This is a genomic window from Sphingomonas sp. T1 (assembly GCF_902506585.1).
Lineage (GTDB): Bacteria > Pseudomonadota > Alphaproteobacteria > Sphingomonadales > Sphingomonadaceae > Sphingomonas > Sphingomonas aerolata.
Window position 1 is genome coordinate 1 of sequence record NZ_LR733889.1, and the last position, 3,815, is coordinate 3,815.

A 3,815-nucleotide genomic window follows, 5' to 3' on the forward strand; every position below is an offset into this window, starting at 1 on the left:
TTCGAAACCCGCGAAAAGGTCGGCCATGCTCGCAATGTAGTCGATACGCACGACTGTGCCACCCTGGGCCTAGCCTCGCGTTCCGCTGTCTGACCACGCGTCCTCTGCCCAAGACATGCGAAAGATATATCTTGGTAGATCTTGCGAAGCACATCTGAAGATATATCTTGCACGTATCGGGATGCGCTCGACAGGAGATTCGAATGTTCATGCACATGCACGGCCGCGGATGCGGTCATCGTGACGGACACCATGCCGCGATGGGCGGCGGCTATGGCGGCGGTCGGGGCGGCGGGCGCTTCGCCTTCGCCTGGGGGCCGGGTGAGGGTGAGCGGCCGGGGGGCGGACGGCAGCGGCGGATGTTCGACGGGGGCGAACTGCGCCTCGTCCTGCTCAGGCTGATCGCGGATTTGCCGCGCCACGGCTATGACCTGATACGCGCGATCGAGGAGCTTACCGGGGGCGCCTATGCGCCGAGTCCGGGGGTGGTCTATCCGACGATCACGCTGCTCGACGAGATGGGGCTGATCGAGGAACAGCAGTCCGAGGGCGCCAAGAAGCGTTTTGCGATCACGTCAGCCGGCACCACGCATCTCGACGAGAATGCAGAGCAGGTCGCGGCGTTGATGGCACGGCTGGCTGCGGTCGGCGAGCACCGCGAACGTGCGGATCGGGCCCCCATCCGGCGCGCGATGGGCAATCTGCGCCATGCGGTGCAGGACCGGTTGCTCGGCGACGGCTTTTCGGAAGAGGCGGCGCACCAGGTGGCGGCGCTGATCGACGAGGTCGTCCAGAAGATCGAGCGCGTGAAGTGAGCGTGTCGGTCGCACGCGTGCCGACGCAATCGGCCAGCCGGTATCTCCAGCAGCTCGCCAAGCACTGGAGCCACAAGATGGAGGTGCGCTTCACCGAACAGGAGGGGCGTATCGGGTTTCCGGGTGGCGCGGTGCTGGAGATGCGCGCGGACAGCCAGACGCTCGACGTCGCGCTGACGGTGCCCGGGGGCGGGGATGTCGAACGGATGCGCGACGTGGTGTCGAGCCATCTCGACCGGTTCGCGTTTCGCGCGGCGCCGCTGACGTTCGACTGGGTGGACGCGTAGCCTTACGGGTGCGCGTCGCCCGCAATTACTCCCACGATCATCGGTGCCGGCGCGCCGTCACCGCCAGATAGGTGTCGAGTACCGTCTGGTTGATCGTGTCCCAGCGATAGCCCGCGGCCTTGGCGTGTCCGGCTTCGCCCATCGACTGCCGCAGCGCGGGATCCGACACGATCCTGCCGATCGCATCCGCATAGGCGCCGATATCGGTGGGTGGTACGAGGAAGCCGGTCGTGCCGTCCTCGATCAGGTCGACCGCGCCGGTCGCGCGCGCGGCGACCACGGGCACGCCCGCCGCCATCGCCTCGAGCGTCACGTTGCCGAACGTCTCGGTGATGCTCGGGTTGAAGAACACGTCCATCGACGCGACTGCGCGGCCGAGCGCGTCGCCCGACTGGAAGCCGGCGAACACGGCTTCGGGGACATGGCCCGCGAACCAGTCGCGCGCAGGACCCTGACCGACGACGACGACGCGGTGCGGCACGCCGCGGCGGCGCAATTCGGTGACGACGTCGGCAAAGACGTCGAGGCCCTTTTCCTTCACCAGCCGGCCGAGAAACCCGACCACCATCTCGTCGTCCGCGATGCCGAGCGACCGGCGCCAGGCCGTGTCGCGCCGCGCCGGGTCGAACCGCGCGTGATCGATACCGCGCGACCAGATGCCGATCGACGACTTCACGCCCCAGCCGCGGAGAAGCTCGGCCATGCTGGGTCCGGGCACCAGGACCTCTTCCACACGGTTGTAGAAGCGCGTCAGCCGCTTCTTCGCGATCGGCTCGAGGAAGCCGAGCCGGTAATAGCGGAAATAGGTCTCGAACCGGGTGTGGAAGGAGGCGACGGTCGCGATGTCGCGTTTGCGCGCATAGGCGACCGCGGCATGGCCGAGAAACTCGGGCGCCGAGACATGGACGATATTGGGGGCGAACGCGTCAATGTCGCGGCGGACGCGCGGCGTGATCCCGAGTGCGGCGCGATATTCGTTGCGTCCGCCGACCAGCGGGATCGCGGGCACGTCGACCAGATCGCCAATTGCGGGGAAGGCGGGCTCCGCGACCGTTGGCGAATAGACCCGCACCTTGACGCCGCGGGACAGCAAATGGCCGACGAGCAGGTTCAGCGACTGGTTCGCACCATCGCGGACGTAATTATAGTTGCCGCTAAACAGGGCCACGCGGAGGTCGGTCGGCTGCATCGCTCGGGCGGATAGCGTTGCCCGTCGGTTAGCGCCAGACAATCCTCTGTTGCCGAGGCGGTGGCGTTTCGCCGCGCGGGTGATCGCTGTTCCCTTATCGTTCCTATCTGGCTACACCGCGGCGATGGCGAAAATTCAGAAACGGTATGTGTGTCAGGCGTGCGGATCGGTCGCATCGCGCTGGGCCGGGCAATGCGCCGACTGCCACGAATGGAACACGCTGGTCGAGGAGGCGAATACCGCCGCGACACCGTTTCATTCGAAGCACAATCTGCAGACGGGCGGCCGTGCGATCCAGCTTGTCGGGCTGGATGCGGAGATCAAGCTACCCGATCGCATGGCGACCGGCATCGCGGAACTCGATCGTGCGCTGGGCGGGGGCTTTGTCGAGGGGTCGGCGACGCTGATCGGCGGCGACCCCGGGATCGGCAAGTCGACCTTGCTGTTGCAGGCGGCGGCGAAGATGGCGCTTGCCGGCCAGTCGGTGGCCTATGTCTCGGGCGAGGAGGCGGCGGACCAGGTCCGGCTGCGCGCGCGGCGTCTCGGGCTCGGCAATGCGCCCGTGCAACTCGCGGCGGCGACCTCGACGCGCGACATCCTGACGACGCTACAGACAAAACCGCCGGCGATGCTGGTGATCGATTCGATCCAGACGATGCATTCCGACCTGATCGAAGGCGCGCCCGGTACGGTCAGCCAGGTACGGGCATCGGCGCAGGAGCTGATCCGGTTCGCCAAGGAGCGCGGGACCGCGGTGGTGCTGGTCGGCCATGTGACCAAGGACGGCAGCATCGCGGGCCCGCGCGTGCTCGAACACATGGTCGACACGGTGCTGAGCTTCGAAGGCGAGCGCAGTCATCAGTACCGGATCCTGCGCGCGATCAAGAACCGCTTCGGCGGCACCGACGAGATCGGCGTCTTCTCGATGCAGACCGAGGGGCTGGCGGAGGTCGGCAACCCGTCGTCGCTGTTCCTGACGACGCGCGACGATGCGATGACCGGCGCGACGGTGTTTCCGGCGCTGGAGGGGACGCGACCGGTGCTGGTCGAGATCCAGGCGCTGACGGTGCGGCTGGCGAGCGGGGCGACGCCGAGGCGCGCGGTGGTCGGATGGGATTCGGGGCGGTTGGCGATGATCCTCGCGGTGCTCGAGGCGCGGTGCGGGCTGAGCTTTTCGTCGGCCGAGGTCTATCTCAACATTGCCGGTGGGTACCGCGTGCAGGATCCCGCCGCCGATCTCGCGGTCGCTGCGGCGCTGATATCGGCGATGGCGGAGCGTCCCGTACCGGTCGACGCGGTCGCGTTCGGCGAGGTCGCCTTGTCGGGCGAGATCCGGCCGGTCGCGCACGGTCCGCTACGGCTGAAGGAAGCGAGCAAGCTGGGGTTCGAGCGCGCGCTGGTCCCCGCATCGATGAGCGACGAGAAGAGCGGGATGCGGCTGTCGGGGTTCAAGACGCTCGCCGCGTTCGTCGACCACATGCTCGGGCGGGGATGAGTCGGGGCGGGGCGGGGCGTCCGGCGTCG

Annotated in this window: 4 protein-coding genes; 3 read left to right on the forward strand and 1 reads right to left on the reverse strand. The window is 67.6% G+C overall.

The features are described from left to right. Positions 1–203: 203 nt before the first annotated feature. Both GV027_RS19020 and GV027_RS19025 read left to right on the forward strand, forming a co-directional pair. Entirely contained in the window at positions 204–815 is a 612-nt protein-coding gene (locus GV027_RS19020) for a PadR family transcriptional regulator (protein ID WP_443029567.1), read from the forward strand. Then, positions 812–1,102 (forward strand): DUF2218 domain-containing protein, encoded by a 291-nt coding sequence (locus GV027_RS19025; RefSeq protein ID WP_159513217.1) that lies wholly within the window; start codon positions 812–814, stop codon positions 1,100–1,102. Before GV027_RS19020 ends, GV027_RS19025 begins: the two co-directional genes overlap by 4 nt. Before the next feature lie 37 nt (positions 1,103–1,139). Here the strand turns inward: GV027_RS19025 and GV027_RS19030 are convergent, their stop codons facing one another. Next, on the reverse strand, positions 1,140–2,291 hold the full coding sequence (locus tag GV027_RS19030) for a glycosyltransferase family 4 protein (protein WP_159513218.1): 1,152 nt from the start codon (positions 2,289–2,291) through the stop codon (positions 1,140–1,142). 124 nt (positions 2,292–2,415) lie between these two features. Between GV027_RS19030 and radA the strand changes: the two genes are divergently transcribed. Beyond that, positions 2,416–3,786, forward strand: a complete 1,371-nt coding sequence (gene radA, locus GV027_RS19035; protein ID WP_107929806.1) for a DNA repair protein RadA — start codon at positions 2,416–2,418, stop codon at positions 3,784–3,786. Positions 3,787–3,815 lie beyond the last annotated feature (29 nt).